Below are 26,413 nucleotides of genomic sequence, written 5' to 3' on the forward strand. Positions count from 1 at the left end.
ATCGCCCTTTTTTTATTTCGCTTTAGAAAATGAAGGAGCGCCGAAGTCAAATAATTGCGCGCAATCTAACTAAATAGTCTAAAACGATAAAGACGCTAAAGACTGGGCCGTATATCAAGTGATTTAGGAATATTCTTATTTTTTTAATCAGGAAAATCAGAGCAATTTGTTGAATGCCCAGAATTCAGGTGCGCAAGCCGTAGCCACATCCGAAAAGTCCTCCATGGGTTTCGGATTTTTTTTGGAATAATCCTATTCGTTTCTCAATGTCGCGCTCGTAATCTCTTATCTATGGGGCGACGCAGTTTCGGCATTCTGGAAAGTCCGCAAATCGTGGCGCCATCGTATTTAATCGGAGTGCAAGGTTAATTCAATGTTGTCGCGCAAAAACGCAGTAAACCGGCAGCTCACTCGCGCAATGTGGGTGTTGCCGTTGTTGATGACAGGAGTCGCTCACGCAGAGCCTGTCGCAACTGTCCCTTCCAGTCTGCCCGCGGTTAAGGCAGCCGTTTCCTTCAAGGTGATTCCCGCGGGCAGCCGCGACGAGGCAGCGATGATGAAGCTGTTGCGCGACAGGGCGGCAACGCTCGGCAACGCTCCGGCCAACCTTGACGATGTGAACCGCTGGTCGGAACGTCTCACCGACGCGCTGCGTCAAGGTGGCTTTCCCGTCGCGCAGGCGCTGATGACCGACGACGACTGGCGCGCCGCGCAGAAGGGCGCCGAACCGGTGTTCGCCGTCTATCCGGGCAGGATCGGCAAGATCCTCGTGCAGAACAAATCGCGCGTCGACGACGCCCGCTTGCAGCGCCTCGTCTCGCATGCAATGTGCGGCAGCGATTCGACCCATGGCGTCTGCGTACTCAACATGCCGCGCCTCGAACGCGCGACGCAGTTGCTTCAGGATGTGCCAGGCGTCGCGATCGAAAAAGCGCCGCAGTTTTCGTCCGGCGCTGGCGTCGGCGACATCGACGTGGTGTTCAGCATCGCTGCCAAAGGCAGGCCGATGCAGGTGGACCTGATCCTGGACAACCAGGGTATCGAGTCGACGGGCGCCTATCGCTTCGGTCTGACCGCATCCGGTAACAACTACTTCGGCGCCGGCGAGAGCTACGCGTTCACGCTGATGAGCACCGACAAGAAGATGTGGACCGGCTCGCTCGCCGGCAGCGTACCGATCTTCGACGACGGCCTGCGCCTGACTGGCGGACTCACGCGCCAGCAGTACACGATCAACGCAGGGACGCCCGTCGCGGGTGTCGCCACGACCGCCCAGACCGGCGTGCTGTATCCGTTCATGCGAGGTCTCGATACGAACCTGTGGGGCGGCGCATCGCTTCTGCACAGTCAGGCCGCGACGACCTACAAGGCCTTCGGCTTCGCCTCGCACAGCACGCTCGACTCGGTGCGCTTCTCGGTTCAGGCCGACAACGGCGACCGTCCGCAGCAACTGCGCACGAACATCCTGAGCGGGCAGGCCGCGTTGACGCTGGGTCATCAGCGTAACGACGACCACGCGCTCGACGCCGGGCCGCAGCGCGCCGGCAACTACGCGAAGCTCACGGGCTTCGGCTTCGGCACCTATGCGCTCACGCGCAGCGGCAATCTGTTCCTGACGGGCCGCATCAATTCGCAACTGGCGAGCCGCAACCTCGATTCGAGTGAAAAGCTCGCCGCCGGCGGCCCGGACGCGGTGCGCGCCTATCGAGCCGACGAAGTTTCCTTCGACGAAGGCGTCGTCATCAACGCGGGCCTGTATCAGCGCTTCCCGGTCGCGACCGGCCACCAGCTTCAACTGGGCGTTTTCTCCGATTTCGCCATTGGCCGCGTCAATCACTCGCCGTGGGCCAACTGGGAAAAGAGCTACGTCGGCGTGCCGGGCGTCACCAACACGCGCACGCTCGCGGGCTACGGCGCGAGCGTCGACTGGCTCACGCCGGTCGGTGCGACGGTGTCGGCCTCGATATCGAAACCCTACGGTTTTTCATCGGCCTCGTGGGTCGAGCCCGGCAAGAAGCCGCTGCAGTACTGGCTGTCGGTTGCCTGGAAGCACTAATTATCTGTGGCGCCTTTCGCGCCGATTGCCTCATCGCAAGCATCACGTTATTTCTCCCGGAGAGTGTCATGAAATTCAGCATCAACAAATTCGAATACCTTTGCTACCGCCGCGAACACGAAAAGGCGAGCCGCGAGCTGCTGCAACTGCTCAACAAGATCGACCAGCATTATGGCGTCCTGATGGATATCGACGTATGGGCGCAGTCCAACGAAGCGCAGGACATCATGGACGACCACCTGCTCGCGCGCCTCACGTCGGCGATCACGAGTCTCGTGACCGATCCGAAGTTCACCTTCTCCGACGCAGGCATTCTGCGCACGGCATTGTTCCAGCGTTGGCTCGCCGCCATGTTCGCGGCGAGCCCTTTCCGGAACGCGGATCACATTCTTCGTTCGCTTGGCGTCGATGAACTCGCGCGCAACGCCATCGAATTGCGCAACAGCGAAATCCGCAAGTTCCAGCTTTTCTATCTGCCCGAGTCGGAAGTGCGTCTTGACTGGGACGCGCTGTGGAAGATCGACAAAACGATGGCCGCATCGCTCGCCATGACCATCATGTCGTCGCGCTTTCTCGGCACGCCGTCGGCGCATCAGAAACGCGAATTGCTATTGCGCTGGTTGCCCGGGCGGCTGGAGCAGATCGACAGCATCGATTCGCTGCCGATGGGCGTCCTGCACGACGTCTACATGCATTGCAGCTATGCGGACATGCCGGCCAAGCACGACATCAAGAAGCCGATCAACGCGCTGATCCGCCGCAAGCTCGCGCAACTCGGCATCCATGACGTGACGCGCCCGGCGGTTCGTGTCGCAGGCGAGAAACCGGTCTTGCTGGTCGTGCTCGAATGGTTCTCGAAAAACCATTCGATCTACCGCACGCACTCGCAAACGCTGGTCGCGATGCGCGACAAGTTTCATCTGGTCGGCATGGGCTACGACGGCCGTGTCGATGACGCCGGCAAGGCCGTCTTCCACGAGTTCATTCCGCTGGAGGGCGGCAACGTGTGGGAAGCCGCGCGTCACGTGCGCGACACGAGCGAAGCGCGCAACGCGCAGATGATGTACATGCCGAGCGTCGGCATGTTCCCGATCACGATGGTGCTCGCGTGCCTGCGCGTCGCGCCGTTGCAACTCATGGCGCTCGGTCATCCGGCCACGACCCACGGGCACGCGATGGATTACGTGGTTGTCGAAGAAGATTATGTGGGCGACGAAGCATGCTTCAGCGAAAAGCTGCTGAAGCTGCCGTCGGACGGCATGCCGTACCGCGCCCCGGCCGCCATGCTCGAACTCGATTTGCCGAAGGAAAAGACGCCGTCGAATGTGTTGAAGATCGCGGTGGCGGGCACGACGATCAAGCTGAATCCCGGCTTCCTCAACACCTGCGCGGCGATCGCGCGCGAGGCCAGTGTGCCGGTCGAATTTCACTTTCTCGTCGGCCAGGCAACGGGTCTCGTGTTCCCGCAGGTGCGCAACCTGATCCGCCGTCTGATCGGCAAGAACGCGGTCGTGCACAAGCATCAGGGCTACGCCGGTTACATGAAGGTGATCGCGGATTGCGACATGTTCCTGAATCCGTTCCCGTTCGGCAATACGAATGGAATCGTCGATACCGTGTGGGCAGGACTCGTCGGTGTCTGCAAGACGGGACGCGAGGTGCACGAGCATATCGACGAAGGCATGTTCCGCCGCCTCGGTTTTCCCGAGTGGACCATCGCGAAGACCAACGACGAATACAAAGCCGCCGCGCTGCGTCTGATCGAAAACGCTGACGAGCGTCGCGAACTGAGCGCGTCGCTGGCCGGCCCGAAGGCGATCGAAAAGCTGATTTTCCAGGGGCGCCCGGAAATTCTCGGCAAGCGGATGCAAGCGCTGTGGCTCGACAAGCTGCACCACGCGAAGTGAGACGGACATGAACGAAACGAGTAAATCGGCGATGCGTCGCGCGCGCGATCCCGCCTTCCAGCAGCATTACTTCGTGGGCAAGGGCATCGATATCGGCGCCGGTGACGATCCCCTGAAGGCCCACGCGCACGTTTTCCCGCGCGTGACGGAGATCGTGTCGTGGGACAAGGCGCAGGGCGACGCGCTGCGCATGGCGGGCGCGGAGGACGCGTCGTTCGATTTCGTGCACTCGAGCCATTGTCTCGAACATCTGGCCAATCCGTTTCAGGGCCTCGCCAGATGGCTCGAACTGCTGAAGCCAGGCGGCTACGCCATCCTGACGGTCCCGGATGAAGATCTCTATGAGAAGGGCCGATGGCCGAGCCCGTTCAACCGCGAGCACAAGGTCAGCTTCACGATCTGCAAGCCGGAGAAGACCTTGCCCGGCTCGGTGAACGTGCTGGATCTGGTGTGCGCGTTGTCGTCTGTCGCCTCCTGCGAGCGCGTCTCGCTGGTGCGTGAGAATTACGACGAGCGGCGCGCGAACGTCGACCAGACGGCGCGCGGTCTTGCCGAATGCGCGATCGAAATCGTGCTGCGCAAGCGCGCGGTGCCGAGCGCTCGCGACATGATGAGCACCGCCGCCAAAGCGCGCGACGCGCAGGAAAGTCTGCGCACGTGGCGGCTCGCCATGAAGACGTACCCGTATCGCTTCGAGGTCTACCACGGCGCGATGCTGGCATGGCTGCGCTGGAATCTGATCGACGAGATCGGCGGCTTGTGGGCGAAATGCGTGGAATGTCTGCCGGACCAGCACTTGCCGCGGCTCTATCACGCGCTGCACACCATCGCGAGCGGGAAGCTTCAGGAGGGCTTCCGGATACGCGAAGCGTGGATGCGCAAGTTCGGCTGGCAACGCCGCACGACAGCGCAGCCGCCGTCAACCATGCCCGCGTGGCACGGCGAGCCGCTAGACGGAAAGTCGATCGTCATCTGGAGCGAGTTCGGTCTCGGCGACGAAATCTTCTTCCTGCGCTTCGCGCGAATACTTCGCGAGCGTTGCGGCGCCGCGCGCGTCTCGGTGATGTGCCAGACGCCGCTCGTCACGCTGTTCGATCGCTCGCATGAGGCCGACGCGGTGTACAGCGTCGCTCAGGCCGCCGACTTGCCGCTGCACGATTACTGGGTGTTTCCGCATGCGATTCCCGCGCACGTCGCGTTGGATCTGGAGGCGCTGCCGCAGTCGGTGCCCTATCTGCATGCGCCGGGAAAAACAGGATTCGCGGCGCTGACGCAGAGTAAGAGCAAGCTCAAAGTCGGCGTGGCGTTCAAGGGCGCGCCGACGCATGAGAACGACAAGCAGCGCTCGCTGCCTTCGCTGTCGGTGCTGGACGATCTCTTCAAAGTGGATTGCGTGGAATTCTTCAGTCTGCAGAAAGGCGCGGGAGCCGACGAAGCGGCGGACTACGCGAGGCGCCTGCCGAACTTCCATGATGTAGGCGCATCGCTGAATAGCATGGACGAAACCGCGAACGCGATCGCCGCGCTCGACGTCGTGCTCACCGTCGATACGTCCGTCGCGCATGTCGCGGCTGCAATGGGCAAGCCGACGTGGCTGATGCTGCCGTTCTTCGGCGACTGGCGCTGGCACTACACGCGCGACGATAGCCCGTGGTATCCGGCCATGCGGCTCTTCCGCAAACTCCCCGGCGGCGACTGGTCGGAAGTCGTCGCGCGCGTTCGCGGCCGTTTGCTGACGGCGCTGAACTCCGACGGCGGCGATTTGTAGCCGCCTCGATTTTGGCGCAACCGGCACACAGCAAAAGGGACTCCCTCGGGAGTCCCTTTTTCATTTATGCATCGCCGGGCCTTCAGCCTTCTGCGCCAATCCTTCGGCGCGAAATCAGTTCCTTCGCGCCCGCCAGCTTTTCCGCCAGTTCGGGCCCGCGTTGCAGCGCGACGCCGACCGCCAGAATATCGCCGATCGCAAGATGTGAAGTGCGCGAGGTCATCGGCGAAAAAATGTCCGTGTCTTCGTCGACGTTGGCAAAAAGTCCGACCGACGCGACGCGCGCGAGCGGCGAATTGCCGTGCGTGATCGCGATCACCTTGGCGCCGCCCGCGACGGCCGACTTCACGGCATCGACAATATCGCGCGTGCGGCCCGTGTTCGAAATGGCCACCACGACGTCGCCTTCGCCGAGCATCGCCGCCGACATCAGGAACGTGTGCGGATCGGAATACGCGACGCTCGGCATGCCGAGCCGGAAGAACTTGTGCTGCATGTCGAGCGCAGAGATGCCCGAACCGCCCGCGCCGTAGAACTCGATGCGCTTCGCCTGCGCGAGCACCTCGATCGCGGCCGCCACGCTATCCGACGACAGATTGTTGCGCACCTGGATCAATGCGCCGATGGTCCGGTCGAACACCTTCGCGGCGACGCCCGGCGCGGGTTCGTCGGGGCGCACGTCGCGATAGACGGCCGGCACTTCGGTGGCGATGCCTTGCGCGAGGCGGATCTTGAACTCGCGAAACCCCGAAAAGCCGAGCGCGTGACAAAACCTCGCGATGGTCGGCTGGCTCACGCCCGCGCGGGCGGCGACTTCCGTCATCGACAGGTCGAGCACTTCGCGCGGCGCCTCGATCACGTAGTCGGCGAGCTTGCGCTCGGACGGGCGCAATTGCTCGCGCATCTCTTCGACTTGGGACAGCATCATTGGAAAACTCGCACTATGCTGAAGAATGCGTGGACTATAGCTGATTGCAGAGTAGGTACAAAAACTACATTTGCGACGTAGGTGTTATCCCTATGCGTTAGTCAGTATCCCTTTAAATGCAGGCAGAAAGCCGGTTTTGAGGAATTGACAGATGCCGCGCCGCAGCAAGGATACTGATTGCGATCGTGTAGTTTTTCTACTAACATGGCCGTCGTCGGTTGAACCGACTCCCCCGCGATACTTACCTGGCATAGTGCCGCGCGCCTGCCGCCAGCGACGAAGGAGCTCCGATGGTTTCCCCGCATTCGCAATTGTTGAATGTCACGCAGCGCGTGATCGAACGCAGCAAGCCCACCCGCGAGGCCTATCTCGCCCGCATTCATCAGGCGCAGGGCAAGTTCCCCGCGCGCGGCGCGCTCTCGTGCGCCAATCTGGCCCACGGGTTCGCGGGCCTCGAAGGTAACGACAAGCTCGTCATCAAGCAGATTCGCGAGCCGAACGTCGGCATCGTGTCCTCGTATAACGAGATGCTGTCGGCGCACGCGCCGTACAAAAACTACCCGGACATCATCAAGCAAGCCGCGCGCGAAAACGGCGGCGTCGCGCAGTTCGCGGGCGGCGTGCCGGCCATGTGCGACGGCATCACGCAAGGCAATGCGGGCATGGAGCTGTCGTTGTTCTCGCGCGAAGTGATCGCGATGAGCACGGCGGTCGCGCTCACCCACAACATGTTCGACGCGGCGCTGTGCCTCGGCATCTGCGACAAGATCGTGCCGGGCCTTCTGATCGGCGCGCTGCAATTCGGCCATCTTCCGACCATCTTCGTGCCGGCCGGCCCCATGACGAGCGGCCTCTCGAACGACGACAAAGCGAAGACGCGCCAGCGGTTCGCGACCGGCCAATGCGGCCGTGACGCGCTGCTCGAAGCGGAAGCCGCCGCCTATCACGGGCACGGCACCTGCACGTTTTACGGCACCGCGAACAGCAATCAGATGCTGATGGAAGTCATGGGCCTGCATTTGCCGGGCTCGGCTTTCGTGCATCCGCACACGCCGCTGCGCGACGCGCTGACTGCGCAGGCCGCGCGCCGCGTGCTCGACATGACCGTCGAACGCGGCAATTACATGCCGATCGGCCATGTGATCGACGAAAAGGCGATTGTCAACGGCATCGTCGCGTTGCTCGCGACGGGCGGCTCGACCAATCACACGCTGCACCTCGTCGCGATTGCGCGCGCGGCGGGCATCGTGATCGACTGGGACGACTTCGACACGCTCTCGCAAGCCGTGCCGCTGCTCGCGAAAATCTACCCGAACGGCAAGGCCGACGTGAACCATTTCCACGCGGCGGGCGGCGTCGCGTTCCTCGTGCGCAATCTGCTCGAAGGCGGTTTGCTGCACGAAGACGTCAACACGGTCGTGGGCAAAGGTCTGACGCACTACACCGAAGAACCGAAGCTGATCGACGGCAAGCTGCAATGGGTGCCGGGCGTGCAAGCCAGCGAAGACACCGCGGTGCTGCGCAGCATCAAGGAGCCGTTCCAGCCGGACGGCGGCTTGCGTCTGATGCAGGGCAAGCTGGGGCGCGGCGTGATCAAGATCTCGGCGGTCGCGCCGCAGCATCGTCAGGTGAAGGCGCCCGCGATCGTGTTCGATTCGCAGGAAGCCGTGCAGGAAGCATTCGACAACGGCGAACTGAAGCGCGACTTCATTGCCGTCGTGCGTTTTCAGGGCGCGCGGGCAAACGGCATGCCCGAGCTGCATCGTTTGACGCCGCTCCTCGGTGTGTTGCAGGATCAAGGTTTCCACGTCGCGCTGGTCACGGACGGCCGCATGTCGGGCGCGTCGGGCAAGGTGCCGGCGGTGATCCATCTGTCGCCGGAAGCGCTGCTGCAAGGCCCGCTCGGCAAGGTCCGCACCGGCGACATGCTGGTGATCGACGCCGAAGCCGGCGTGCTCGACATCGAAATCGACGCCGCCGAATGGGTCGCACGGCCGGGCGCCGCGCCGCTGCATCAGGCGGACAACGAGGTCGGCTTCGGCCGCGAGCTGTTCGGCGTGTTCCGCGCGGCGGCGGCGCCGGCGGAGCAGGGCGCGTCGGTGTTCGGCCCGATGGTGGGCGAGCGCGCCGCGCAGCATGGCGAGCACGCCGCGCCGGCCGCGAAGCACGCGGGCCATCACGGCGAAGCCCATGCCGGCACGACTCAAGCCCGCTAATCGGGCCAACAGGCCAGCCAGACGGTTACAGAACCAAGGAGTTTCACTATGACGTCGAAAACAGTAAGCGAGATCGTGCGCCTCGGTCCGGTGATTCCGGTACTCGCGTTCGATTCCGTCGAGCAGGGCGAACACGTGTCGCGCGCGTTGCATGCGGGTGGCGTGAAGGTGCTCGAAATCACGCTGCGCACGGCGGCCGGTCTGCAGGCGATCGAGCGCGCGAGCCAGTTGGCCGAGGACATCGTCGTGGGCGTCGGCACGATCACGAAGCCCGAGCACTGTGCTCAGGCGAAGAAGGCAGGCGCGCAGTTCGGCGTCTCGCCGGGCCTCACCAAAGACATGCACAAAGCCGCGCAGGACGCCGGCCTGCCGCTCCTGCCAGGCGTGATGACGCCGAGCGACATCATCGCCGCGCTCGAACTCGGCTATGAAATCGTGAAATTTTTTCCCGCGCAGCAAGCGGGCGGCGTGCCGATGCTGCAAGCTTTTCACGGTCCGTTCCCGACGCTGAAGTTCTGCCCGACCGGCGGCATCACGGCGGAAACGGCGACGCATTTCCTGTCGCTGCCGAATGTGGTGTGCGTCGGCGGCTCGTGGCTCACGCCGAAAGCCGCGCTGGCCGCCGAAAACTGGGAAGAAGTCACGCGTCTCGCACGCGCCGCGAGTCAGTTGGCGGCGCCCGCGCATTAGTTCCAGTCTGCCCGCCGCACTCTTCGCAGTCGGCGAGCCAGGCAATAAAAAGCCTCGTCGATACAGCCTGCCGGTTGTATCGACGGGGCTTTGTTGCAATCATGCGTGCTGGTTTCTCGGGCTTTTCGACACGACAAACAGTAAAATTCAGCGTCCACGCGGCGTATCCGCTTCACGCGCCGCACCGATCCCCAGGAGCCGAGGTGCTGTCATCGTCCGCACCCACAATCAATAACCCAAAGGAGGAGCTTCATGGAAGCTGTTCACGGCAGCATGCTGCTGGTATACGGGGTGATCGCCATCGCCTTGCTGATCTTGTTGATTACCCGCTTCAAGGTCTATCCGTTTCTCGTCCTGATCATTGTGTCGCTGCTGCTCGGCCTCGCGTCCGGCATGCCGATGGCGACCATCGTCAAATCGTTCGAGACCGGCAACGGCAACACGCTCGGCCACATCGCGGTGGTGGTGGGCCTCGGCACGATGCTCGGCAAGATGATGGCCGAGTCCGGCGGCGCCGAGCAGATCGCCACGACGCTCATCAACTGGTTCGGCGAGAAGAACATTCACTGGGCCATGATGGTCGTCGCGATCATCGTCGGTTTGCCGGTGTTCTTCGAAGTCGGCTTCGTGCTGCTGATTCCGATTGCCTTCAACGTCGCGAAGCGTACCAACAAGTCGCTGCTGCTGGTCGGCTTGCCGATGGTCGCGGGCCTGTCCGTCGTGCACGGGCTGATTCCGCCGCACCCGGCCGCGATGCTCGCCGTGCAGCAATATCACGCGGACATTGGCAAGACGATTGCGTACGGCCTGATCGTCGGCGTGCCGACCGCCATCGTCGCCGGTCCGCTGTTCGCGCTGCTGATTCACCGCACCGTGAAGCTGCCGAAAGACAACGCGCTCGCCGCGCAATTCCTCAATAAGGACGAAGTCCCGCTGTCAGCCACGCAGGGCGGCGCAAAAGCGGCACCGCGGCGCGAACTGCCGAGCTTCGGCGTCACGCTGTTCACGGTTCTGTTGCCGGTGATTCTGATGCTGGTCGGCAGCTGGGCCGACCTCGTGTTCGCGCCGAAGACCCTCGCGAACGATCTGCTGCATTTCGTCGGCAATTCGGACGTCGCGCTGTTGATCGCGGTGCTGGTTAGCTTCTGGACCTTCGGCGCGAGCCGCGGGTTCAATCGCGAGCAGATCCAGAAGTTCTGCGGCGAATGTCTTGCGCCGATCGCGGGCATCACGCTGATCGTCGGCGCGGGCGGCGGTTTTGGCCGCGTGCTGATGGATAGCGGCATTTCGAAGGAAATCGTCAATGCGGCAACGGCGGCGCATCTGTCGCCGCTGCTGTTCGGCTGGCTCGTGGCGGCGCTGATCCGTCTTGCAACGGGTTCGGCGACGGTCGCCATGACGACCGCGTGCGGCATCGTCGCGCCGATCGCGGCGGCAAGCGGCGTGCAGGTCAAGCCGGAATTGCTGGTGCTCGCCACAGGCTCGGGCTCGCTGATCTTCTCGCACGTGAACGACGGCGGTTTCTGGCTGATCAAGGAATATTTCGGTATGACGGTGGGGCAGACCTTCAAGACATGGTCGCTCCTCGAGACCATCATTTCATTGATGGGTTTAGGCTTGACCTTCGCGCTAGCGGCGGTCCTGTAAGGAGTTTTCGATGATTCTGATCGCAATGGGCGTGTCGGGCGCCGGCAAGACGAGAATTGGCGAGATGCTGGCGGAACGCCTGCACTGCGCGTTCACCGACGGCGACGCGTTTCATAGCGCAGCCAACAAGGAGAAAATGCACCACGGCATTCCGCTCACCGACGAAGACCGGTGGCCGTGGCTGAAAACTATCCGCGCCGCGATCGAAGAAAAGCAGAAGGCGGGCGAGACGGCGGTGTTCACGTGTTCATCGCTGAAGCGCTCGTATCGTGACATCCTGCGTGACGGCGACAAGGACGTGTGCTTTGTCTATCTGAAGGGTTCGCGCCAGTTGCTCGAAGAACGTTTGACGACGCGTACCGGGCACTTCTTCGACCCGTCGCTGCTGCAAAGCCAACTCGACACGCTCGAAGAACCGGGCGCGGACGAGGCGATTACGGTGAACATCGAACTGTCGCCGGAAGCGATTGTCGACGAGGTGTTGAAGCAGGTCGACGAGCGGTAAAACAATTGGTAGGGCAGGCGCCGAACCGCGCGAGTTCGCTGCCCAAATGAAAAAAAGCCGCTCCTCGGAGCGGCTTTTTTGCCTCGAACGAAGCCGGCGTTAGCCGATGCGCTTCGCCAGTTCGACTGCCTTGCCGATGTACGATGCGGGCGTCATGGCGAGCAAGCGCTCTTTCGCGTCTTGCGGAATGGCGAGGCCGCTCACGAACGTTTGCAGCGCCTCGCGCGTGATGCCCTTGCCGCGCGTCAGTTCCTTCAATTGCTCGTACGGATTCTCGATGACGTAGCGGCGCATGACGGTTTGCACCGGCTCGGCCAGCACTTCCCAGCAATTGTCGAGGTCTTCGTTCAGACGCTGTGCGTTCACTTCGAGCTTGTCGAGACCGCGGATCAGCGAGTCGTACGCGAGCAGCGAGTAACCGAATGCGACGCCCATGTTGCGCAGCACGGTCGAATCCGTGAGGTCGCGCTGCCAGCGCGACACCGGCAGCTTGTCCGCCAGATGACGCAGCGTGGCGTTCGCGAGACCGAGGTTGCCTTCGGAATTTTCGAAGTCGATCGGGTTGACCTTGTGCGGCATGGTCGAGGAACCGATCTCGCCCGCCTTCGTGCGTTGCTTGAAGTAGCCGACCGAGATGTAGCCCCACACGTCGCGGTCCAGATCCAGCAGGATCGTGTTCGCGCGCGCGACGGCGTCGAACAGTTCAGCCATGTAGTCGTGCGGCTCGATCTGGATCGTGTACGGATTGAAGGTGAGCTTCAGCCGCTGTTCGACCACTTCCTTCGAGAACGCTTCCCAGTCGAACTCCGGATAGGCCGACAGATGCGCATTGAAGTTGCCGACCGCGCCGTTCATCTTGCCCAGCAGTTCGACGTTCGCGATGCGCTCGATCGCGCGCGCGAGACGCGCGGCCACGTTGGCGATTTCCTTGCCGAGCGTGGTCGGGCTGGCCGGCTGGCCGTGCGTGCGCGAGAGCATGGGTTGAGCGGCGTGCGCGTGAGCCAGCGCGACGAGCTTCTGATGCACCGTGCGCAGCGCCGGCAGGATGACGTGTTCGCGCGCGCCCGCGAGCATCAAGCCATGCGACGTATTGTTGATGTCTTCCGACGTGCACGCGAAATGGATGAACTCGCTCGCGCGCTCCAGTTCTTCCTGACCTTTCACCGACTCCTTCAGCCAGTATTCGACCGCTTTCACGTCGTGGTTCGTCACGCGCTCGATGTCCTTGATGCGCGCGGCGTCGTGCGCGGTGAAGCGCTCGGCCAGTTGCAGCAGGAATTGCTCCGCGGCTTCGGAGAAGCGCGGCACTTCGGCGAAACCGGCGCGCGAGAGCGCGATCAGCCAATGAATTTCAACCGTCACGCGATTGCGCATGAAAGCGGCTTCCGAGAGCCAGTCACGCAGGGCTTCGGTTTTCGACGCATAACGGCCGTCGAGCGGGGAGAGCGCGTTCAGCGCGAACAGGGTGTCGGGGCGTGTGTCGGACATGATGGCGGCAGGGTCTAAGCGTTGAGCGCCCATTGAGCGCCTGGCGGGCGCTCGGCGAGCGGATCGGAACGGAGGGAACCGCGAATTTTACCACCAGACGAGATTGGCCCGGATACGCCGGCCGCAGGCGCCGCTCAAGCCGGCAAGCCTTCGTAGCAGGGAAACAGCGTGGGCAGCACGAACGCGGGCATGGAGTAGCGCGAGAAACAGCGCGAGGTCGAGCCTGGGTGAACGATGTGCAGGCAACTCGACTGCGGATCGTCGACGGCAATCACCTTGCGGCCCGCTTCGACCACGGGACGGATGAAGCTTTCGTCGTCGCACAGATCGATATCGCCGAAGGCCGACACCGCGGCGAGCGACTTCTTGTACACGTACGAGAAGCCGTAGAACAGCACGAAGTCGGCGCCGATCTGCATTTTCTCGTGGAATTCGATGTGATTCACGGATTGGCCGCTCAGCTCGTAATGCAGGCCGACCTTCGCGTTGAGATCCATGTAGCCGAAGAATTGCGTGTGCGGCGCATACATGAAAAAGCCCGACAGCTTGATCAGATCGGCCTGGTTCTCGCGCATCGTCGTGATCATGTGCGCGAGGTAATGCGGCGCGTAATGGTCGTCGTCGTCGAAATGCGCGATCACCGAGCCGCGCGCCTCGCCGATCAGACGATTGCGCTTCGCGCCGATCGACATGCGCGTCGGCGAATGAAAATAGCGCACGCGGGGGTCTTGCAATGCCAGCGCGCGAAGGTACGCGCTCGGTGTTGCGCTGTCGTCGAGAATCAGCCACTCCCAGTCGACTCGTTGACGCAACACGCAGCGCGCAATAGCCGGCAGCAAATGTTCGCGATGAGCGGTAGGCGTGATGATGGAGACGAGTGGCGGCATGAGCGGGCGCCGTCTTGCGCGGCGGCGTCAGTGAGAGCGGTGAATGGGGCGCGGCTTGTCGTTCGCGGCGCGCGCAGCGGAGTGCCGCGGGTTCCGGCCGACGCAAGATAGCGGCACGCGACTCGCCGACCTATCGGCGGAATCCGATTTTTTCGACGCAAGCGCGACCGAGTCGCAGTGGCCGCGCGGTGGCGCGCGGCGAGACACCCACTAGAATGCTGACTTCTTCTTTCTCGCCGGCAGCAGGCTTCGCATGGAACTGAAATGGCTCGAAGACTTCGTTTCGCTCGCGGAGACGCGTAGCTTCAGCCGCTCGGCTGAATTGCGCCACGTCACGCAGCCGGCGTTCTCGCGGCGCATCCAGGCGCTGGAGGCGTGGCTCGGCACCGAGCTGATCGACCGCTCCGTTTATCCGACGCGCCTCACGGCGGCGGGGCAGGTCTTTAACGAGCAGGCGCTCGCGATGCTCTCGCAGTTCCACGAGGCCCGCGCGCTGTTGCGCGGCCATACCGCGACGCCGCAGGCGACCATCGAGTTCGCTGTGCCGCACACGCTGTCGCTCACGTACTTCCCGCGCTGGCTGCAACGCATCGAAGCGCAGATGGGACCGATTCATACGCGTCTGCGCGCGCTCAACGTGCACGACGCGGCGCTCTCGCTGGTGGAAGGCGGTTGCGATCTGATGATGGGTTATCACCATCCGAGTCACCCGGTCGCGCTCGATCCAGGGCGCTACGACATGCTGACGCTCGGCAACGAGCCGATCAGCCCGTTCTCGGCGCCAGGGCGCGCGGGCCGTCCGCGCCACACGCTGCCGGGCACCGCCGAAGCGCCCACGCCCTATCTGTCGTATACGCCGAACGCGTATCTCGGCCGCATGACCGAGGTGATTCTCGCCAACGCGCCCGAGCGCCTGTGTCTGGACCGGCTGTATGAAACCGACATGGCGGAAGGTCTGAAGGCGATGGCGCTGGCCGGCCACGGCATCGCGTTCCTGCCGCACAGCGCCGTGGAAGACGCGGTGGCGGACGGCAAGCTGATCCGCCTCGACCGCGCGACACGCGGCACGCCGGAAGGGCAGCTCACGCTCACCATGGAGATACGCCTCTATCGCGACAAGCTGGCCGCGAAGAGCGACGATGCGCGGCAGATTCTCGTGCGGCAGTTGTGGGAGGTGGTATCGGAAGAACTGGCGCACGGGGGCGCCTGAAAAACCTGCGTGTCCACGACGCAAATTTGCAGCTTCGGGGCGATTATGCAAAAAAAACATAATCGGATAAGGAAACGGCATTGGATTTCAAAACGGCGTTTTTCGACAATGCTCGTATTCGATCAACGCCGGAGCGTTCATGTCTTCCCAGCAGCAAGTCGCCCAATCCGCCTCATCGTTGCAGTCCGTTCCCTCCTACCTCAATAGCGAAGACCTCGGCCCGTGGGGCAACTACCTGCGTCAGGTCGACCGCGTCGCGCCGTACCTCGGCTCGCTGTCCCGGTGGCTCGAAACCCTCAAGCGCCCGAAGCGCATTCTGATCGTCGATGTGCCCATCGAACTCGATAACGGTACCGTCGCGCACTTCGAGGGCTACCGTGTGCAGCACAACGTGTCGCGTGGTCCGGGCAAGGGCGGCGTGCGTTATCACCAGGACGTGACGCTCTCGGAAGTGATGGCGCTGTCCGCGTGGATGTCGGTGAAGAACGCTGCGGTGAACGTTCCCTACGGCGGCGCGAAGGGCGGTATCCGTCTCGATCCGCGCAAGCTCTCGCGTGGTGAGCTGGAGCGCGTCACGCGCCGCTACACCAGCGAAATCGGCATCATCATCGGACCGAATACCGACATTCCCGCGCCGGACGTGAACACGAACGAGCAGATCATGGCGTGGATGATGGACACGTACTCCATGAACCAGGGCCAAACGGCAACCGGCGTCGTGACCGGCAAGCCGATCACGCTCGGCGGTTCGCTGGGCCGCCGCGAAGCGACGGGCCGCGGCGTGTTCGTGGTCGGCTGCGAAGCGGCGCGCCGCATCGGCTTCGATATCGAAGGCGCGCGCATCGCGGTGCAGGGTTTCGGCAACGTCGGCGGGATCGCCGCACGTCTGTTCCAGGAAGCCGGCGCGAAGGTCGTGGCGGTGCAGGATCACACCGGTTCGCTCTACAAGTCGACAGGTATCGACGCGGTCGCGTTGCTCGACCACGTGGCGAAGACGGGCGGCGTCGGCGGCTTCCCTGAAGCCGATTCGGTGACGAACGAAGAGTTCTGGACCGTCGAATCGGACATCCTGATTCCGGCCGCGCTGGAAAACCAGATCACCGAAAAGAACGCGGCGAAGATCAAGACGAAGATCATCGTGGAAGGCGCGAACGGTCCGACCACCACGGCGGCCGACGACATCCTGCACGATCGCGGCATCCTCGTGATTCCGGACGTGGTGGCCAACGCGGGCGGCGTGACGGTGTCGTACTTCGAGTGGGTGCAGGACTTCTCGAGCTTCTTCTGGACCGAAGACGAGATCAACCAGCGCCTCGAGCGCGTGATGCGCGAAGCCTTCGCCGCGGTGTGGCAAGTGTCGAGCGAGCAGAACGTGTCGGTGCGGACGGCGGCGTTTATCGTCGCGTGTAAGCGGATTCTGCAAGCGCGCGAAATGCGCGGCCTGTATCCCTGATCAAGTTGCTGTCAAAAGAAACGGCGCTTCCGCTACCTCGCGGGCGCGCCGCGCATTACAGGTGAATGCGCATGCTTGAACGCGCTCCACAAGAGCACGTGTTGGACCCGGCGGGCGGCATCGTACAGATGCCGCCCGCCTTCGCATGTCCGCAAGGGCGTGCGGGCTGTGCGAAACGGCGCGCGAATCCATCGCGGCGTACACGCAACAGCCATGGTTTATAGCCATACTTTCAGAATAATTACTTTGCTACACTGGCGCCGGTTCTTGCCAAGGAGATCAAACATGAAGGTTAAAAAAGCTGCGCTGCTGCTCGCGACTCTCGGATTATTCACCGTTGGCGCGCACGCGCAGGACGCCGGCACGCTGAAAAAAATCAAGGACACGGGTGTCATTTCGCTGGGTCATCGCGAATCGTCGATTCCGTTTTCCTACTACGACGAAAAGCAGAATGTGATCGGCTATTCGCAGGAATTCGCGTTGAAGGTGGTTGATGCCGTCAAGCAGAAACTGAACCTGCCGAACCTGAAAGTGAAGCTGACGCCGGTCACGTCGCAAAACCGTATTCCGCTGGTGCAGAACGGCACCGTCGACATGGAATGCGGCTCCACCACGAACAACGCAGAGCGCCAGCAACAAGTCGCGTTTTCGAACACGATCTTCGTGATCGGCACGCGTCTCATGACCAAGAAAGACTCGGGCATTAAAGACTGGGCCGACCTGAAGGGCAAGACGGTCGTCACGACCGCCGGCACCACCTCCGAGCGCCTGCTTCGCAAGATGAACCAGGACAAGAGCATGGGCATGAACATCATCAGCGCGAAGGACCACGGCGAGTCGTTCCTGACGCTGTCCACCGGCCGCGCCGCCGCGTTCATGATGGACGACGCGCTGCTCGCCGGCGAGCGCGCCAAGTCGAACAATCCGGGCGATTTCGTGATCGTCGGTGCGCCGCAGTCGCATGAAGCGTACGGCTGCATGCTGCGCAAGAACGATCCGGAGTTCAAGAAGGTCGTCGACGAGGCCATCGCGAAGGTCGAATCCTCGGGCGAAGCCGACAAGATCTACAAGAAGTGGTTCGAATCGCCGATTCCGCCGAAGGGCCTGAATCTGAACTTCCCGGAAAGCGACGACATGAAGGCGCTCTTCAAGAGCCCGAATGACAAGGCAATCGATTAAACCTTAGCTGTTTTTTTGAAATGCTGAACGAAACGGAAGGGGCCCCGTGCTTCTTCCGTTTCTTTTTGCGGGAGTCTTGGTCATGTCATATCACTGGAACTGGGGCATTTTGCTGAGTCCGGTTTCCACCGGCGAGCCGACCACCTATCTGGGCTGGTTGCTGTCGGGCTTTTGGGTCACGATTACCGTGTCGCTGTCGGCATGGGTGATCGCGCTGATCGTCGGTTCGTTTTTTGGCGTGCTGCGCACGGTGCCGAACAAATGGGCGTCGGGCGCCGGCACGGTTTACGTCGCGATTTTCCGCAACATTCCGCTGATCGTGCAGTTCTTCATCTGGTATCTGGTGATACCGGAACTGCTGCCGGTCTCCATGGGCAACTGGTTCAAGCAACTGCCGCCTGGCGCGCAGTTCTTCTCGTCGTCGATCGTCTGTCTCGGGCTGTTTACCGCCGCGCGCGTGTGCGAGCAGGTGCGCTCGGGCATCAACGCGTTGCCGCGCGGTCAGCGCGCCGCGGGTCTCGCCATGGGCTTCACGCAATGGCAGACGTACCGCTATGTGCTGCTGCCGGTCGCGTACCGGATCATCGTGCCGCCGCTCACGTCCGAGTTTCTGAATATCTTCAAGAACTCGGCGGTGGCGTCGACCATCGGTCTGCTGGATCTGTCCGCGCAGGCGCGTCAGCTCGTCGATTACACGTCGCAGACGTATGAGTCGTTTATCGCGGTCACGGTCGCTTACCTGCTGATCAATCTGGTCGTGATGCAACTCATGCGCTGGATCGAAGCAAAAACCCGGTTGCCCGGCTATATCGGAGGCAAGTGATGCACCATTTCGACTGGAGCGGTATTCCGGGCGCACTGCCTACGCTGTGGACCGGCGCCATCGTCACGCTCAAGATCACCCTGATCGCCATCGTGATCGGGATTGTCTGGGGCACGGTCCTCGCCATGATGAGGCTGTCGTCGTTCAAGCCTTTCGAGTGGTTCGCGAAGGGCTACGTCACGATCTTCCGTTCGATCCCGCTCGTGATGGTTCTGCTGTGGTTCTTCCTGATCGTGCCGCAGGTGTTGCAGAACGTGCTGGGGCTGTCGCCGGATATCGACATTCGTCTCGCGTCCGCCATGGTCGCTTTCTCGCTCTTCGAGGCCGCGTATTACTCGGAGATCATCCGCGCGGGCATTCAGGCGGTGCCGCGCGGGCAGGTCAACGCGGCATTCGCGCTCGGCATGAGCTACGGTCAGGCCATGCGCCTCATCGTGTTGCCGCAGGCGTTCCGCGCGATGGTGCCGCTGCTGCTCACGCAAGGCATCGTGCTCTTTCAGGATACGTCGCTCGTCTACGTGATCAGCCTTGCCGACTTCTTCCGCACCGCCACGAATATTGGCGATCGTGACGGCACGAATGTCGAAATGGTACTGTTCGCGGGCGCGTGTTATTTCGTGATCTGCGTGATCGCGTCGAGCCTTGTCAAAGGTCTTCAGAAAAAGGTCGCAAGATGATCTCTATCAAGAATGTTTCGAAGTGGTACGGCCAGTTTCAGGTGCTCACCGACTGCACGACGGAAGTCAAAAAGGGTGAAGTAGTCGTGGTGTGCGGGCCGTCGGGTTCGGGCAAGTCCACGTTGATCAAAACCGTCAACGGCCTGGAGCCGTTCCAGAAGGGCGAGATTGTCATCAACGGCCAGTCGCTGACCGACAAGAAAACCAATCTGTCGAAGCTGCGTTCGAAGGTCGGCATGGTGTTCCAGCACTTCGAGCTGTTTCCGCATCTGTCGATTGTGCAGAACCTCACGCTCGCGCAGATCAAGGTGCTCGGCCGCTCGAAAGACGAGGCGGCGGCGAAGGGCCTGAAGCTGCTCGACCGCGTGGGTCTGCGCGCGCATGCGGACAAATTTCCGGGACAGTTGTCGGGCGGTCAGCAGCAGCGTGTGGCGATTGCGCGCGCGTTGTCGATGGACCCGATCGCGATGCTGTTCGACGAACCCACGTCGGCGCTCGATCCGGAAATGATCAACGAAGTGCTCGACGTGATGGTCGAACTCGCGCAGGAAGGCATGACCATGATGTGCGTCACGCACGAAATGGGCTTTGCGAAGAAGGTCGCGCATCGCGTGATTTTCATGGACAAGGGCCTGATTGTCGAAGACGACCGCAAGGAAGACTTCTTCGCCAATCCGAAGTCGGATCGCGCGAAGGATTTCCTGGCGAAGATCCTGCACTGACGTTCTCGCTGCCGCAAGGCAAAAAAGCCGCTCGAAAGAGCGGCTTTTTTATTGCTGTGACGGAGTTTCCGAAGCGGATCAGGATGATTCGAAAGCCGCCGCGTCGTCCGCGGCTTCGAGGTCGAGTTCGACGCTCGACGCCACCTGCGCGGACGGTGCCGAAGCCGCGATCGTGCTCGCCGAAGCGGACGCGTCCAGCGCCGGATTGCGCAATTTTTCCAGCACCGAGGGCGGCACCGGCACGTTGACGCGGCCGATCACATCGCCGTGCTGGAACATCATCAGGTCGCCGGGTTCGAAGGCGCTCCACACTTCGTTGTCGGTGAGCGGCTGCGTGGCGATCACCGCGACGCGGTCTTCCGGCGTCGTGTATTTGGCGAAGTCGATCGACACGTCGGCATCCACCAGATGCGCGGTGGAAAAAGGCCAGCGCCGCACGATGTAGTGCAGGTGAGTGGAGCAATGCGCGAACAGCGCCTGACCATTCGACATCAGAAAATTGAACACGCCGAACTGCGTGATTTCGCGCGTGAGCGTTTCGAGCGCGCCGAACAGTTCCACGAGCGGCGGTTGCTGCGCGCCGGGAAATGCCTTGCGCAAACCTTCCAGTAACGCGCAGAACGCGAGTTCGCTGTCGGTCGTGCCGACCGGTTGATAGACGCCGGAGAGCACCGGCGAATATTCCTTGAGATCGCCGTTGTGCGCGAAGATCCAGTGACGCCCCCACAGTTCGCGCATGAACGGGTGGCAGTTTTCCAGCAGGATGTGCCCTTGCGTCGCCTTGCGGATATGCGCGATGGTGTTCTTCGATTTGATCGGGTAACGCTTGACCATCTCGGCGATCGGCGAGGTGGCCGACGATTGATGGTCGATGAAGAGGCGACACGCCTTGTCTTCGAAGAAAGCGATGCCCCAGCCGTCGGCGTGGTGATCGGTGACGCCGCCGCGCGCCGCAAAGCCGGTGAACGAGAACGTGACGTCCGTCGGCGCGGCGCAGTTCATTCCTAGAAGTTGGCACATGTTGCGGGTAAGCCTGTGAACGGGCGAGCCGTTACAATGATGATTTTCCAAGCATATCACCGAGCCAGAAGCGCCAAATAGCAAAATTGACGGGTGTTCAGGCCGCAACATGACGGTTTGACCGCATCCATGGCGCATCGCTGGTATTTGCCGCCGCCTCTCGTTCCTCTCTCGCCATGACCGCTTCCAACGCTTCCCAACATTCCCGCGACTCGATCACGCTTGCCCGCCCGGACGACTGGCATCTGCACGTCCGCGACGGCGCGATGCTCGCTGCCGTGTTGCCGGACACGGCGCGCCAGTTCGGCCGCGCGATCATCATGCCGAACCTGAAGCCGCCGGTCACGACCACGGCCATGGCGCAGGCCTACCGCGAGCGGATCGTCGCCGCGATTCCGGCCGGCGCGAAGTTCGAGCCGCTCATGACGCTGTATCTGACCGACAACACGCCGCCCGACGAAATCCGCCGCGCGCGCGAAAGCGGCTTCGTGCACGGCGTGAAACTGTATCCGGCGGGCGCCACGACCAACTCGGACGCGGGCGTGACCGACATCATGAAGTGCGCGAAAACGCTCGAAGCGATGCAGGAAGTGGGCATGCCGCTGCTCGTGCACGGCGAAGTGACGGATTCGTCGATTGATCTGTTCGACCGCGAAAAAGTGTTTATCGACCGCGTCATGGCGCCGGTGCGCCGCGAATTTCCGGCGCTGAAAGTGGTGTTCGAGCACATCACCACGAAAGATGCGGTCGACTATATCCGCGAAGCCGGCGCACCGCCTGAACTGCTGGGCGCAACGATCACGGCGCACCATCTGCTGTACAACCGCAACGCGATTTTCCAGGGCGGCATCCGTCCGCACTACTACTGTCTGCCGGTGCTCAAACGCGAAACGCATCGCCTCGCGCTGGTCGAGGCGGCCACGTCGGGCAATCCGCGCTTCTTCCTCGGCACCGACAGCGCGCCGCATCCGAAGGGCCTGAAAGAGCACGCGTGCGGCTGCGCGGGCTGCTACACGGCGCTGCACGCGCTGGAGCTTTACACCGAAGCCTTCGACAAAGCGGGCGCGCTCGACAAGCTCGAAGGTTTCGCGAGCTTCTTCGGCGCGGATTTCTACGGCCTGCCGCGCAGCGAGGAGAAGGTCACGCTGCGTCGCGAGGAATGGACGCTGCCTGCCGAACTTCCGGTTGGCGATACGCCGGTCGTGCCGCTGCGCGGCGGCGAGTCGATTGGTTGGCGTCTGGTTTGAGGCAGTTAGATGCCTGAGCGGGGAGCGCCTGACACGCCGGAGCAAGCGGCGAGAGCAACGTCCGGACCACGCGCGGAAATTGACGCGCCGCCGGGTTTCGCCGCCATCGACTGGTCGAAGCCCTGGTTCGCGCAATTTGCCGAGCGCGGCCAGCGCTGGCAGCAGGCCGCGCTCACCAGCTACGCGGCGTTGCTCGCCGAAATGAACGCCGACACCGGCCGCGCGCGCCAAACCACGGGCCGCGGCCAGCGTCTCGCGTTCATCGCGCAAGACGACTTGCCGCCGGGCGCGGCCTACGAGGCGCATATCGCGGCGACCGGCTGCGTGCCGACGCGCCACAATCTGCACGACTTCTTCAACGCGTCGATGTGGTTTGCCTTTCCGCGCATCAAGGCGGCGCTGAACGCGCGGCAGTCGGCGGCAATCGACCGGCTCGGCGTCGGCGCGACGCGCGGCGGCGTGCGCGACGCGCTGACTCTCTTCGACGAAAACGCGCTGCTGTTCGCCTGTGCCGATCCCGCTTTGAGCGCCGCGCTGCGCGGCTTCGACTGGCGGACGCTGCTGCTGGCGCGGCGCGCTGCGTGGGGCGCGAGCTGCGAGGTGCGCTGCTTCGGCCATGCGCTGCTGGAAAAGCTGATCGCGCCGTTCAAGGCCTGCACGGGCCATGCGTGGATCGTCGACGTGCCGTCGGCGTACTTCGAATGGGACGCCGACGCGCGCGACGCATGGCTGGACGCGGCGGTCAGCGCCGCCTTGCTGAACACGGACGCGCTCACGAGCCGCCTTTTCGCGCCGCTTCCGGTACTGGGCATTCCCGGTTGGTGGCCCGAGAACGAAGAACCCGCCTTTTACGACGACAAGTCCGTGTTCCGCGCGGGCCGCCGTTCAGATGTTAAAATCGGCGCCAGCAAAGCAGGCCAGGCAGTCGCGGCCTCGGCGGCTTCGGCCAACGAGGGCGAGGAAAGTCCGGACTCCACTGGGCAGGGTGATGGCTAACGGCCATCCGTGGCGACACGCGGAACAGGGCAACAGAAAGCAAACCGCCGATGGCCCGGCGCAAGCCGGGATCAGGTAAGGGTGAAACGGTGCGGTAAGAGCGCACCGCGGCTGCTGCAAGGCAGACCGGCACGGTAACCTCCACCCGGAGCAATTCCAAGTAGGCAGGCGCGCATCTTCGAGATGCAGGGCGGGGCCCCCGTCTCGTCTGCGGGTAGGAAGCTTGAGCGCGTCAGCAATGACGCGCCTAGAGGAATGGCTGCCACGCGCGCCGCGCCTTCGGGCGCTGCGCGTGCACAGAATCCGGCTTATCGGCCTGCTTTGCCACCTCACAAAAAAATGCCGGCGTCTTTCGGGACGCCGGCATTTTTCATGGATGCGCTCCGGGCTTGAATCCCGGACGTGCTCAGTTCGCCACGATATCGAACGAGTGCGTCAGTTCCGCCGTTTTGGCGATCATGATCGACGCCGAGCAGTATTTGTCGTGCGACAGATTGATCGCGCGCTCCACGGTTGCCGGATTCAGATTCTTGCCGGTCACGGTGAAGTGAAAGTGGATCTTGGTGAACACCTTCGGATCTTCGCTTGCGCGCTCGGCCTTCAGCGTCACCGAGCAGCCGGCGATTTCCTGACGGCTTTTCTTCAGGATCATCACGACGTCGTAAGCGGTGCAGCCGCCCGTGCCGAGCAACACCATTTCCATTGGACGCGGCGCGAGGTTACGGCCGCCGCCTTCGGGCGCGCCGTCCATTGCAACCAGGTGGCCGCTGCCCGTTTCGGCGGCGAACGCCATGCCGTCTTGCCCCATCCAGCTTACTTTGCATTCCATGCTGTGCTCCACCGCGCTTCGCTATATCGAGACGGCATTGTAGCCCGGCCTTTAGGCATCCGCCCGAAGCGACTTCGGCCGCAAATTATGCGCGACGAGGGCTTGTATGCTGCGCCGCGGCATGCTGTCGGAGATGGCTTCGCATCGGCGGAATTTAGGGGTTTCACTCTAGTTGTCGTGCCGGAACCGGTCGCGAGAAATGCCGCGAACCGTTGACGCACAATGGGACGCCGGTTTCGGCGCATGCCGGGTCGCGTTGTCACAATATGAAATTCAATTTCACATTGCAAATGTTCTTGCGTTGCACAAGGATGCTTCATATAATTGCCTCATCGGTTGCAGCAGTGCGCAACCTCCGCTGTCTCCTCCACCTCCTCCTTTGGTGGATTAAACCCGAACCACTTGTTCGGGTTTTTTTTCGCCCGCATTTCGCCGATTCAATGGTCGCCGGAACGCCTTTTAAGGTCACGTCCCGGACATTTTTGACTTGACGCCACAAATTCCTTTATAATTCAGGGCTTTTCCGCATCCGCGCCCGCGGAGGAAGAACAGGGAGAGCCTGCACGCGCCTCGATGCGCACACTACAAGCAGGAAAAAACACATTGGGCGCAGCAATTTTTTTGGATCGATCATGAAGACGTTTTCCGCAAAAGCCCATGAGGTGACGCGCGAATGGTACGTGATTGACGCGACGGATAAGGTTCTCGGGCGTGTCGCCAGCGAAGTGGCACACCGTCTTCGCGGCAAGCACAAGCCTGAATTCACTCCCCACGTCGACACCGGTGATTTCATCATCGTTATCAACGCCGGCAAGCTGAAGGTCACGGGCAACAAGACGACTGACAAGAAGTACTACCGCCACTCGGGCTACCCCGGCGGTATCTATGAAACGACGTTCGGCAAGATGCAAGAACGCTTCCCGGGCCGCGCGCTCGAGAAAGCGGTCAAGGGCATGCTGCCGAAGGGCCCGCTCGGCTACGCGATGATCAAGAAGCTGAAGGTCTACGCTGAAGCAACGCATCCGCATTCGGCACAACAGCCGAAAGCGCTCGAGATCTAAGGGGAGCCCACATGATCGGTAACTGGAATTACGGCACGGGCCGCCGCAAGAGCGCCGTCGCACGTGTGTTCATCAAGGCAGGCAAGGGCGATATCGTTGTGAACGGCAAGCCCATCGCCGACTACTTCTCGCGCGAAACCTCGCTGATGATCGTGCGTCAGCCGCTGGAACTCACGAACCACGGCGTCACGTTCGACATCAAGGTCAACGTGACGGGTGGCGGTGAAACGGGTCAAGCCGGTGCGGTTCGCCACGGCATCACCCGCGCGCTGATGGACTACGACGCAACGCTGAAGCCGGAACTGTCGAAGGCTGGCTTCGTTACGCGTGACGCCCGTGAAGTCGAACGTAAGAAGGTCGGCTTCCACAAGGCACGTCGCAGGAAGCAATTCTCGAAGCGTTAATCGCTTCGGGTGCGAACCGGCTTCTTGCTGGAGCGCAGAAAAAGCCGCCAACGCTGTCGCGAAGGCGGCTTTTTTTATGGCCGATGGTTCCGTGCAGCGGCGCTGCGCGCGCGAGCGCGCCGTCAATCGCGATTCCCATAAGAACCCATTGATTTTGTGGGCTTCAGCACGATATCGAGATCAGCCCTACAATACCGGCTAGAAGCTTTTTGGAGAGTTCGAATGAACGCAGTCACCGAAACACCCGTGACCGAGATGCCCGCCCCCTTCGTTTTTACCGACGCAGCGGCTGACAAGGTCAAGCAACTGATCGAAGAAGAAGGCAATGCTGACCTGAAACTGCGCGTTTTCGTGCAGGGCGGCGGCTGCTCGGGCTTTCAGTACGGCTTTACGTTCGACGAAGCCGTCAACGAAGACGATACCGTCATGAACAAGAGCGGCGTCCAGTTGCTGATCGATTCGATGAGCTACCAGTACCTGGTCGGCGCTGAGATCGACTACAAGGACGACATCAACGGCGCGCAGTTCGTGATCAAGAATCCGAACGCCACGACCACCTGCGGTTGCGGTTCGTCGTTTTCGGTTTAAGAAGCACATAAGCAGCAACACACACGAAACGGGGCTTCGGCCCCGTTTTTTATTGCTTTCGCCTTTTACCCTGACGCGTGCGCTTGCAACGAAACTCGCGCCGCGCTCCACT

The 26,413-nt window shown here is 62.2% G+C and carries 22 protein-coding genes, 1 other RNA gene and 1 pseudogene; 19 read left to right on the top strand and 5 right to left on the bottom strand.

Annotated elements, in window-relative coordinates:
• Positions 1-553 precede the first annotated feature (553 nt).
• The 3 genes from VOM14_RS04540 (at position 554) to VOM14_RS04550 (ending at position 5,731) form a co-directional block, all read left to right on the top strand.
• On the top strand, positions 554-2,056 hold the full coding sequence (locus tag VOM14_RS04540) for a ShlB/FhaC/HecB family hemolysin secretion/activation protein (RefSeq protein ID WP_327627564.1): 1,503 nt from the start codon (positions 554-556) through the stop codon (positions 2,054-2,056).
• 68 nt (positions 2,057-2,124) lie between these two features.
• Positions 2,125-3,963: a peptide transporter gene (locus tag VOM14_RS04545; protein ID WP_327627565.1), complete on the top strand. Its 1,839-nt coding sequence runs from the start codon at positions 2,125-2,127 to the stop codon at positions 3,961-3,963.
• Positions 3,964-3,970: 7 nt separating this feature from the next.
• Positions 3,971-5,731, top strand: a complete 1,761-nt coding sequence (locus VOM14_RS04550) for a methyltransferase domain-containing protein (RefSeq protein ID WP_327627566.1) — start codon at positions 3,971-3,973, stop codon at positions 5,729-5,731.
• An 82-nt stretch (positions 5,732-5,813) separates the two neighbouring features.
• On the opposite strand, the gene VOM14_RS04555 is transcribed toward VOM14_RS04550, so the two are convergent.
• Positions 5,814-6,659, bottom strand: coding sequence for a MurR/RpiR family transcriptional regulator (locus VOM14_RS04555; RefSeq protein WP_327627567.1), 846 nt, complete (start codon positions 6,657-6,659; stop codon positions 5,814-5,816).
• A 290-nt stretch (positions 6,660-6,949) separates the two neighbouring features.
• Here VOM14_RS04555 and edd point away from each other — a divergent pair, with 290 nt between their 5' ends.
• From edd to VOM14_RS04575, 4 genes are all read left to right on the top strand, one after another.
• A complete protein-coding gene (gene edd / locus VOM14_RS04560) occupies positions 6,950-8,875 on the top strand; it encodes a phosphogluconate dehydratase (RefSeq protein WP_327627568.1) in 1,926 nt (641 codons plus the stop codon).
• Between the two features lie 48 nt (positions 8,876-8,923).
• Positions 8,924-9,565 (top strand): bifunctional 4-hydroxy-2-oxoglutarate aldolase/2-dehydro-3-deoxy-phosphogluconate aldolase, encoded by a 642-nt coding sequence (gene eda / locus VOM14_RS04565; RefSeq protein WP_327627569.1) that lies wholly within the window; start codon positions 8,924-8,926, stop codon positions 9,563-9,565.
• Between the two features lie 252 nt (positions 9,566-9,817).
• Complete coding sequence (locus VOM14_RS04570) at positions 9,818-11,212, top strand: GntP family permease (RefSeq protein ID WP_327627570.1); 1,395 nt, start codon at positions 9,818-9,820, stop codon at positions 11,210-11,212.
• A gap of 10 nt (positions 11,213-11,222) precedes the next feature.
• Complete coding sequence (locus tag VOM14_RS04575) at positions 11,223-11,717, top strand: gluconokinase (RefSeq protein ID WP_327627571.1); 495 nt, start codon at positions 11,223-11,225, stop codon at positions 11,715-11,717.
• A 99-nt stretch (positions 11,718-11,816) separates the two neighbouring features.
• Here the strand turns inward: VOM14_RS04575 and purB are convergent, their stop codons facing one another.
• Both purB and VOM14_RS04585 read right to left on the bottom strand, forming a co-directional pair.
• Positions 11,817-13,205 carry an adenylosuccinate lyase gene (gene purB, locus VOM14_RS04580; protein WP_327627572.1) on the bottom strand — a complete coding sequence of 463 codons (1,389 nt, stop codon included), beginning with the start codon at positions 13,203-13,205 and terminating at the stop codon, positions 11,817-11,819.
• A gap of 134 nt (positions 13,206-13,339) precedes the next feature.
• Positions 13,340-14,092, bottom strand: a complete 753-nt coding sequence (locus VOM14_RS04585) for a glycosyltransferase family 2 protein (protein WP_327627573.1) — start codon at positions 14,090-14,092, stop codon at positions 13,340-13,342.
• A 253-nt stretch (positions 14,093-14,345) separates the two neighbouring features.
• Between VOM14_RS04585 and VOM14_RS04590 the strand changes: the two genes are divergently transcribed.
• The 6 genes from VOM14_RS04590 to VOM14_RS04615 all read left to right on the top strand — a co-directional run bounded on the left by VOM14_RS04590 (position 14,346) and on the right by VOM14_RS04615 (position 20,156).
• Entirely contained in the window at positions 14,346-15,302 is a 957-nt protein-coding gene (locus VOM14_RS04590) for a LysR family transcriptional regulator (RefSeq protein WP_327627574.1), read from the top strand.
• A gap of 139 nt (positions 15,303-15,441) precedes the next feature.
• The gene (locus VOM14_RS04595; RefSeq protein WP_327627575.1) at positions 15,442-16,755 is read left to right on the top strand and encodes a Glu/Leu/Phe/Val family dehydrogenase; all 1,314 of its coding nucleotides are present in this window, start codon (positions 15,442-15,444) and stop codon (positions 16,753-16,755) included.
• Positions 16,756-17,040: 285 nt separating this feature from the next.
• Complete coding sequence (locus VOM14_RS04600) at positions 17,041-17,934, top strand: glutamate/aspartate ABC transporter substrate-binding protein (protein WP_327627576.1); 894 nt, start codon at positions 17,041-17,043, stop codon at positions 17,932-17,934.
• 82 nt (positions 17,935-18,016) lie between these two features.
• On the top strand, positions 18,017-18,757 hold the full coding sequence (locus tag VOM14_RS04605; RefSeq protein ID WP_327627577.1) for an amino acid ABC transporter permease: 741 nt from the start codon (positions 18,017-18,019) through the stop codon (positions 18,755-18,757).
• Complete coding sequence (gltK, locus tag VOM14_RS04610) at positions 18,757-19,434, top strand: glutamate/aspartate ABC transporter permease GltK (protein WP_327627578.1); 678 nt, start codon at positions 18,757-18,759, stop codon at positions 19,432-19,434. The genes VOM14_RS04605 and gltK overlap by 1 nt, the downstream gene beginning before the upstream one ends.
• Complete coding sequence (locus VOM14_RS04615; protein ID WP_013340469.1) at positions 19,431-20,156, top strand: amino acid ABC transporter ATP-binding protein; 726 nt, start codon at positions 19,431-19,433, stop codon at positions 20,154-20,156. The genes gltK and VOM14_RS04615 overlap by 4 nt, the downstream gene beginning before the upstream one ends.
• A 78-nt stretch (positions 20,157-20,234) precedes the next feature.
• Here VOM14_RS04615 and VOM14_RS04620 read toward each other — a convergent pair whose 3' ends face one another.
• Positions 20,235-21,176: a class II glutamine amidotransferase gene (locus VOM14_RS04620; protein WP_327627579.1), complete on the bottom strand. Its 942-nt coding sequence runs from the start codon at positions 21,174-21,176 to the stop codon at positions 20,235-20,237.
• Positions 21,177-21,352: 176 nt separating this feature from the next.
• Here VOM14_RS04620 and pyrC point away from each other — a divergent pair, with 176 nt between their 5' ends.
• From pyrC to rnpB, 3 genes and pseudogenes are all read left to right on the top strand, one after another.
• A complete protein-coding gene (pyrC, locus tag VOM14_RS04625) occupies positions 21,353-22,423 on the top strand; it encodes a dihydroorotase (RefSeq protein WP_327627580.1) in 1,071 nt (356 codons plus the stop codon).
• Between the two features lie 201 nt (positions 22,424-22,624).
• A pseudogene (locus VOM14_RS04630) lies at positions 22,625-23,245 on the top strand (DUF3025 domain-containing protein); the annotation flags it as partial.
• Between the two features lie 87 nt (positions 23,246-23,332).
• Positions 23,333-23,746: RNase P RNA component class A (gene rnpB, locus VOM14_RS04635), an RNA gene on the top strand.
• Between the two features lie 79 nt (positions 23,747-23,825).
• On the opposite strand, the gene VOM14_RS04640 is transcribed toward rnpB, so the two are convergent.
• Positions 23,826-24,248: an OsmC family protein gene (locus VOM14_RS04640; protein WP_025602559.1), complete on the bottom strand. Its 423-nt coding sequence runs from the start codon at positions 24,246-24,248 to the stop codon at positions 23,826-23,828.
• 632 nt (positions 24,249-24,880) lie between these two features.
• Here VOM14_RS04640 and rplM point away from each other — a divergent pair.
• From rplM to erpA, 3 genes are all read left to right on the top strand, one after another.
• Positions 24,881-25,309, top strand: coding sequence for a 50S ribosomal protein L13 (gene rplM / locus VOM14_RS04645; protein ID WP_007587440.1), 429 nt, complete (start codon positions 24,881-24,883; stop codon positions 25,307-25,309).
• Between the two features lie 11 nt (positions 25,310-25,320).
• A complete protein-coding gene (gene rpsI / locus VOM14_RS04650; protein ID WP_011489810.1) occupies positions 25,321-25,713 on the top strand; it encodes a 30S ribosomal protein S9 in 393 nt (130 codons plus the stop codon).
• 222 nt (positions 25,714-25,935) lie between these two features.
• Positions 25,936-26,301, top strand: coding sequence for an iron-sulfur cluster insertion protein ErpA (gene erpA, locus VOM14_RS04655; RefSeq protein ID WP_013340463.1), 366 nt, complete (start codon positions 25,936-25,938; stop codon positions 26,299-26,301).
• Positions 26,302-26,413 lie beyond the last annotated feature (112 nt).

The sequence above is a fragment of the Paraburkholderia sp. MPAMCS5 genome, assembly GCF_036016995.1.
Lineage (GTDB): Bacteria > Pseudomonadota > Gammaproteobacteria > Burkholderiales > Burkholderiaceae > Paraburkholderia.

Excerpts from the sequence above, each read along its gene's own strand:
- VOM14_RS04540 (WP_327627564.1), top strand. The coding sequence starts at position 554 with ATGATGAAGCTGTTGCGCGACAGGGCGGCAACGCTCGGCAACGCTCCG.
- VOM14_RS04545 (WP_327627565.1), top strand. The coding sequence starts at position 2,125 with ATGAAATTCAGCATCAACAAATTCGAATACCTTTGCTACCGCCGCGAA.
- VOM14_RS04550 (WP_327627566.1), top strand. The coding sequence starts at position 3,971 with ATGAACGAAACGAGTAAATCGGCGATGCGTCGCGCGCGCGATCCCGCC.
- VOM14_RS04555 (WP_327627567.1), bottom strand. The coding sequence starts at position 6,659 with ATGATGCTGTCCCAAGTCGAAGAGATGCGCGAGCAATTGCGCCCGTCC.
- edd (WP_327627568.1), top strand. The coding sequence starts at position 6,950 with ATGGTTTCCCCGCATTCGCAATTGTTGAATGTCACGCAGCGCGTGATC.
- eda (WP_327627569.1), top strand. The coding sequence starts at position 8,924 with ATGACGTCGAAAACAGTAAGCGAGATCGTGCGCCTCGGTCCGGTGATT.
- VOM14_RS04570 (WP_327627570.1), top strand. The coding sequence starts at position 9,818 with ATGGAAGCTGTTCACGGCAGCATGCTGCTGGTATACGGGGTGATCGCC.
- VOM14_RS04575 (WP_327627571.1), top strand. The coding sequence starts at position 11,223 with ATGATTCTGATCGCAATGGGCGTGTCGGGCGCCGGCAAGACGAGAATT.
- purB (WP_327627572.1), bottom strand. The coding sequence starts at position 13,205 with ATGTCCGACACACGCCCCGACACCCTGTTCGCGCTGAACGCGCTCTCC.
- VOM14_RS04585 (WP_327627573.1), bottom strand. The coding sequence starts at position 14,092 with ATGCCGCCACTCGTCTCCATCATCACGCCTACCGCTCATCGCGAACAT.
- VOM14_RS04590 (WP_327627574.1), top strand. The coding sequence starts at position 14,346 with ATGGAACTGAAATGGCTCGAAGACTTCGTTTCGCTCGCGGAGACGCGT.
- VOM14_RS04595 (WP_327627575.1), top strand. The coding sequence starts at position 15,442 with ATGTCTTCCCAGCAGCAAGTCGCCCAATCCGCCTCATCGTTGCAGTCC.
- VOM14_RS04600 (WP_327627576.1), top strand. The coding sequence starts at position 17,041 with ATGAAGGTTAAAAAAGCTGCGCTGCTGCTCGCGACTCTCGGATTATTC.
- VOM14_RS04605 (WP_327627577.1), top strand. The coding sequence starts at position 18,017 with ATGTCATATCACTGGAACTGGGGCATTTTGCTGAGTCCGGTTTCCACC.
- gltK (WP_327627578.1), top strand. The coding sequence starts at position 18,757 with ATGCACCATTTCGACTGGAGCGGTATTCCGGGCGCACTGCCTACGCTG.
- VOM14_RS04615 (WP_013340469.1), top strand. The coding sequence starts at position 19,431 with ATGATCTCTATCAAGAATGTTTCGAAGTGGTACGGCCAGTTTCAGGTG.
- VOM14_RS04620 (WP_327627579.1), bottom strand. The coding sequence starts at position 21,176 with ATGTGCCAACTTCTAGGAATGAACTGCGCCGCGCCGACGGACGTCACG.
- pyrC (WP_327627580.1), top strand. The coding sequence starts at position 21,353 with ATGACCGCTTCCAACGCTTCCCAACATTCCCGCGACTCGATCACGCTT.
- VOM14_RS04640 (WP_025602559.1), bottom strand. The coding sequence starts at position 24,248 with ATGGAATGCAAAGTAAGCTGGATGGGGCAAGACGGCATGGCGTTCGCC.
- rplM (WP_007587440.1), top strand. The coding sequence starts at position 24,881 with ATGAAGACGTTTTCCGCAAAAGCCCATGAGGTGACGCGCGAATGGTAC.
- rpsI (WP_011489810.1), top strand. The coding sequence starts at position 25,321 with ATGATCGGTAACTGGAATTACGGCACGGGCCGCCGCAAGAGCGCCGTC.
- erpA (WP_013340463.1), top strand. The coding sequence starts at position 25,936 with ATGAACGCAGTCACCGAAACACCCGTGACCGAGATGCCCGCCCCCTTC.